The organism is Candidatus Glassbacteria bacterium, assembly GCA_019456185.1.
In the GTDB taxonomy this organism is placed as follows: domain Bacteria; phylum Gemmatimonadota; class Glassbacteria; order GWA2-58-10; family GWA2-58-10; genus JAJRTS01.
Genome location: VRUH01000107.1, coordinates 1 through 4,586 on the forward strand (window position 1 = coordinate 1; position 4,586 = coordinate 4,586).

Genomic DNA, 4,586 nt, shown 5'->3' on the forward strand with positions numbered 1-4,586 from the left:
TGCCTTACTATGTGAATGTGCTGGACAAGCCCTATCTGGTGCTCCCCTATTCATTGGAAGTGAACGACGTGAAGTTCTGGACTTCAGGGGCCTTTGCCCACGCGGACGACTTCTTCCAGTACATGCGCGACACCCTGGACGTGCTCTTCGAGGAGGGCGGGACCACTCCCAAGATGATGTCCGTGGGGCTCCACCTGCGCATCGTGGGGCGGCCCAGCCGCATCAAGGCGCTGGAGCGCTTCATTGAGTATGCGCGGGGATTGGGCCAGGTCTGGTTCACCCGCCGCATCGATATCGCCCGGCATTGGCTGGAGCATCATCCGCCGGGGTAGGGAAAGGGGGATGAGGAGGAGCGAACTCTTCCGGGTGGAGACAGGATTTCCGCCTACGGTTCGCTGGACGGGATTTGTTCGGAATCATCTTCTGCTTCGGGCTGCTCGGGGATGGCTTCCTGCGCTTCGTTTCCCGCATTGCAATTCGTCCGCACCGCGCCGCAACCGTTGGCGAAGCCCAATTCGCAGGCTTTTTTCCAGTCCGTGCAGGCCTGCTCGGGTTGTTCCACGTCGCGGTAGACGAATCCCCGGTTGTAAAAGGCTTTGGCGAATTGCGGATCGATCTGCACCGCCTTATCGTAATCGTCCAGGCTTTGCTGGAATTGCTTCATTTCGCTGCGGGTGATTCCGCGGTTGTAGTAGGCCACCGGCATTTTGGGGTCCAATTCCACGGCGCGGGAAAAGTCGGCGCCGGCCCTGGAGTAATTCCCAAGATGAAAGTAGCTCAGCCCCCGTTCGTTGTGGGCGATGGCCATTTCCGGGTCCAACTCGAGGGCGCTGGAAAAGCTCTGGATGGCTTCGTCGTGCCGCGATAATTTCCCCAGCGCGATCCCCCGGTTGTAAAAGGCTTCCGCCATGTTGGGCTCGATGCCGATAGCCTTCTCGAAGTCCGAAAGCGCCAGCTCGTATTTCTCCAGGCCATGGTAGGCCAGCCCGCGGTTGTTGTAGGCGGTGGAGAGGAGGGGGTCTTCCTTGATGGCGCGGGAAAAATACTGCACGGCCACCTCCGGCGTCTTGTACGCCTTGCCGTCCCACAGTTTTTCGCCCCGCTCGAACCATTCCTCGGAGGAACGTTTTTCCGGGCGCTGGTTCCCGGAACACGATACGAGGATGGCGAATGCCAGCAAGGTTGCCGCCAATACAATCGCAATGCGCCCCATGGCTCCCCTATCGCTTAGGATTCCGGCCGTATTCGGGCCAGCTTGCGATCATCTTATGCGAGATTGCGGCGGAGTGCTACCCGGGGGGTGGGGTGGGAGTGACGAGGGGAAAGGAGCACACTGTAATCTATTTCTCGGGAAATCCGGCCCTGCGCAGGCTTTCCAGACGTGGTTCGATGAAATCCTTGTTTTTAAAAGGGGCTCTCATGAGCCGCTTGCGGATGCGATTCAGCGAAGTTTCCGGGTATTTTTCCAGGAATTTCCGGGCACGTTCCCGGGCTTCCTCCTCCAAGCCCAGTTCCATGTCGATGCTGATCAGAATTCTTTGGGCCTGCGAGGACAAGGGCCCCCGTTGGGTGCGTTGGAGAACCTTTTCAAAGTACGGTTTAGCCTCCGCGTATCGACCCAGTTGAAGATACACACCTCCGGCAACTGCCAGGGTGGCGATGCCGTGGTAGGGGCTGAGACGCATCGACTTTTGGATCAGCGCCAGCGCTTCCCGGTGCTTTCCCGCGTAGAGCATGGTGAGGGAATAGGCATGGTAAGCGGCCCAGTTTCCCGGCTCCGCCTCCACGGCCCGTTCCCCGGCGGCGATGGCCTGCTCGTACTGCCCCTTCCAGGTATGGATGCGGCTCAGCACCGTATAGGCCGGGGCAACCGTATCGTCGATTGCCAGGGCCTTCCTGGCCCATTCCTCGGACTTGCGGAGGGCGGCCTTGGTGTCCTTCACCCAGCGATAACGCGAGTCATTCATGTACAGCCAAGCCAGGATGGCCATGGCACGGGCGAACTGAGGATCCAACTCGATGGCCCGGTGGAGTTGTTTCTTGCCCCGCGCGTTGGCTTCCTTCTCGAAGCGAAAGAAATTATTCGCACCCTGCAGGTAGAGGTCGTAAGCCTCGAAATTCTCCGTGGCGTGTTCGTAATAGCGTGCCGCTTCCCCACTGGTGAGTTTCACCGCCAGTTCGATGACGATGCGGTGGGTGATCTCGTCCATCACGGCGAACAATTCTTTCGGTTCGCGATCGTAACTGTCCGCCCAGAGATGCCGGCCGTTTTCCGCCTCGATGAGTTGGGCCGTGACGCGGATGCGGTCGCCGCTTTTTTGCACGCTGCCCTCCAGCAGGTAACGCACACCCAGTTCCTTCCCAATTTGCTGAACCGGCACCGCCTTGCCCTTGTAGAAAAACGAGGAATTGCGGGCGATCACGAACATGCTGTCCGAGCGGGCGAGGCGGGTAATGATCGTTTCACTGATGCCGTCGCTGAAGTATTCCTGGGCCGGGTCGCCGCTCATGTTGTCGAAAGCCAGCACGGCGATGGAGGGCTTGTCGGGGATGGGCGGGCCGCCGGCGCCCTCTTCCCGGGGATGTCCGGGAAACCAGAAATATCCCGCGGCGGCGATTCCCAGGATCAACATCAAGCCTGCGGCCAACGTGATGGCCGACCGGCGCCATTTTCGCCATTTTACTGTGGCGATCCTTCCCGCTTCCACCGTTCGCTGGGCCGCCGCCCCCGGTTCGGAGAGCACCTTATAGGCCCGCACCGGCTCGGGGATGTTCTTGACGATCTTCTCCCCCAGGTACTCGAAGTGCAGGGGCAGCCGCGCTTGCACCTGGTCGTACACGTTGCGGGAAATACAGATGCCGCCCGGATCGGCCAGGGCTTCCAGCCGCGCCGCGATGTTCACTCCGTTCCCGTAAATCTCGCCTTCCTTCAGCAGCACGTCCCCCATGGTCAGGCCGATGCGGAACTGCATGCGGCGGTTTTCCGGCAGGGAGAGATTGCGCTCGGCCAGTTCGCGCTGGATTTCCACCGCGCAGGTGAGGGCGTCCACCACGGAGCCGAACTCGGCCAGGATGGAGTCCCCGGGCCGGTTGACGATGCGCCCGTGGAATTGCCCGGTGTACTGAGAGAAGACTTCCCGGTAGGCGGTGAGGGTTTCCAGGGTCTGGTCGGGGTTTTCCGCCATCAGGCGGCTATAGCCGGCCACGTCGGTGACGAATACCGCGGTCAGCTTCCGTTCCACGTCCCGTGTCGCCATGGCGGTTTCCTTTTGGTGGGACTACTCCGGCAGCCCGGCCTTGCGCAGGAACTCTATCTTACGATCCAACCACGAGAATTCCCTGTAGGGCCAGGGTTTGAAAATTTTCCGTGTAGCTGCGAGAGACGCATCTGGTTCGGCAACCAGGTATTTCCTGACCTCGGCCCGCGCCTCTGCCTCCTTTCCAAGCGCCATATAACTGGCGATGATCGTTCCCCGCAACCAGAGGGGTAACCCACGCTTACGCGAATTCAGACAAGCTTCCAAAGCTTTTTCATACTGCCTGTTATTAAAATAGGTGAGTGCTAAAGCCGACAGCCACCATTTGGGATAAAAGGGAGCGAGCCGCAGCGCAATTTTCATCTCCGGGATGGCCTCCGCCGGTTGGCCATTATAATCCAGAGTCCGGGATAAAAACGCGTGGGTTCTAGCATCGCTGGGTCTTACAGCAACCGCCTTTTCAAGGGTGGCAATGGCTTGCGTGTGCTCCTTTTTTATCATTTGAATGTAGCCAATTTCGACGAGACCCTCTGTGCCGGAGCTGAGTTCCAGGGCTTTTTTTGCATGCTCCCCGCCTTGCAAAAGGTCCTCTCCGGGAGAGTCGCTGAATCCGAAGAAAACCGGTAAAATATAACTCCAGGCAAGGGTTGAATAAGGTAGAGGATAATTCGGATCGAGTGCGATGGCTTTCCGGCTCCATTCACGGGCAAGCAGCATGTCTTTTTTGCCCCAGCGGATGATATGTTTGTAAGCACGATAAAATGCGGCAAGGGCTTCCAGATTTTTCGTGCCGCTTACCACTGCTCGTGAGGTTTCCCCCCTGTGGAGTTCGCCTAGCAGTTCTCCCAAAATTTTGAGGGTAATCTCATCCTGGATGGCGAACCAAAATTCTAGCTCCCGGTCGTAGCGGCCTGCCCAAAGGTGTTGTCCCGTGGCGGCGTCAATCAGTTGGGCCGTGACGCGAACGCGGTTCTCGACTTTCTGTACGCTTCCCTCCAGCACATAGCGCACACCTAGCTCCCGCCCGATTTTCCGCACATCCACCGGCTTGCCTTTGTATTGGAAAGAGGAATTGCGGGCGATCACGAATAGATCGTCAACCCCGGCCAGCCCGGTGAGGATGTTTTCGCTGAGGCTGTCGCCGAAATACTCCTGTTCCGGGTCGCCACTCAAATTCTCGAATGCCAGGATGGCGATAGAGGGCCTTTCGGGCAGGGGGTAGTCAGCTTCCTGCTCGAAGACGGCCAAGGCTGCTTCGGCAGCACGTTGTTCATAATAGTTCCATCCGAAGTATCCCCCCACCGCGGCCAGGGCCAGCACGGCCGCAGC

The 4,586-nt window shown here is 58.9% G+C and carries 3 protein-coding genes; all 3 read right to left on the reverse strand.

What is annotated here, in order from left to right; genetic code table 11:
* Nucleotides 1-385: 385 nt before the first annotated feature.
* The gene (locus FVQ81_18060; protein ID MBW7998437.1) at nt 386-1,213 is read right to left on the reverse strand and encodes a tetratricopeptide repeat protein; all 828 of its coding nucleotides are present in this window, start codon (nt 1,211-1,213) and stop codon (nt 386-388) included.
* Nucleotides 1,214-1,340: 127 nt separating this feature from the next.
* Nucleotides 1,341-3,257, reverse strand: coding sequence for a tetratricopeptide repeat protein (locus FVQ81_18065; protein MBW7998438.1), 1,917 nt, complete (start codon nt 3,255-3,257; stop codon nt 1,341-1,343).
* Between the two features lie 21 nt (nt 3,258-3,278).
* Nucleotides 3,279-4,586 (reverse strand): hypothetical protein (locus FVQ81_18070; GenBank protein ID MBW7998439.1); only part of this gene is annotated, 1,308 nt, incomplete at its 5' end.

Excerpts from the sequence above, each read along its gene's own strand:
- FVQ81_18060 (MBW7998437.1), bottom strand. The coding sequence starts at position 1,213 with ATGGGGCGCATTGCGATTGTATTGGCGGCAACCTTGCTGGCATTCGCC.
- FVQ81_18065 (MBW7998438.1), bottom strand. The coding sequence starts at position 3,257 with ATGGCGACACGGGACGTGGAACGGAAGCTGACCGCGGTATTCGTCACC.